Annotated in this window: 2 pseudogenes; one reads left to right on the top strand and one right to left on the bottom strand. The window is 35.5% G+C overall.

Features of this window, described 5'->3' with window-relative positions:
• Positions 1-211: 211 nt before the first annotated feature.
• Positions 212-703: pseudogene (locus ACRCJ0_RS15365) on the bottom strand (KUP/HAK/KT family potassium transporter); the annotation flags it as partial.
• Between ACRCJ0_RS15365 and ACRCJ0_RS15360 the strand changes: the two are divergent.
• Positions 701-993: pseudogene (locus ACRCJ0_RS15360) on the top strand (IS30 family transposase); the annotation flags it as partial. The pseudogenes ACRCJ0_RS15365 and ACRCJ0_RS15360 sit on opposite strands and share 3 nt — an antisense overlap.

The raw sequence follows: 993 nt of genomic DNA, 5'->3' as shown, positions 1-993 counted from the left end.
GGTGAAGTTTAAGAACGCTGATATATCAGCGTTCTTTTTGTGTTCATTTTTCTTCAGTCATAATTTACATCTTTAAAACAAAAAGATAATCAATCAAATAATTAACCAAGATTACTCAAATAACAATATCAAAAAAGGAACTCCGTTTTATGAGTTCCTTTTTTTGTATATTTATTCAGTTCGTTGAAACATTGATAAGGAATAGTTGTTCCTAATTTTTTATATGATCATTAGTAATTTCAGTTAGTGTTATTTTTCTCTCATTTCCAATAACTAAAAGTACATATTTGTTTAATACTTCTGAATAATCTAAGCCAAAGGCTGAAGCAGTTGGTTGAACATGTTCTTTAAAAAACAATTTAAGTTGCATAACTTGGCGCTCAATAGAGCTGAGCTCAGAGGTTTGAGAAAGTTTCTCATGAATAATAACGAATTGGAAGTCACCAACTTCTCTAGCAGGTGTTATGGTATATCTCTGTGGTTGTTTTGGCAAACGACCACTTGTCATTAAGTCATGGATAATCTGGCGAATATAAACATTAATCTCTTGAGTGACTTTAAATCCTAGGTGTAATTTCACTTTAACGATATAGTCTGTATCCATCATGTCGACCTCATAAGCTTTTGTATAAGGCTCGTCGGTTACAACAACATTCACAAACCAATAAACTCTTGCCTTTTTAGGTCGTTTATCTAGAATAGATATATTGCCGCCTCAGGCGCACGGGTTTATAAAGAAAATCGTGAGAACTCGCATGCGCGGGATCATAATAAATATTCTGCGGCTTTCCTTGCTGCCTTACCTGAAAATCTAGCACCCAAGAAGGGGTTGCAGATTCATAGTGTGGATACTTTTGTACACTCTTATAGAAAGTTGCACCCTGACGAACGCGTACAATGCGTGAAGACCGTTTACGCTTTGATAAATGCTGCCGTACTTCCAATCCGTAATATCGATTTGCCTATGAAGACTAGGATGCGGCCACGAAAAAC

Source organism: Aerococcus sp. L_32 (assembly GCF_050689315.1).
Note: the sequence above shows the minus strand (reverse complement) of the source record. Positions and strands in the feature narration are given on the sequence as shown.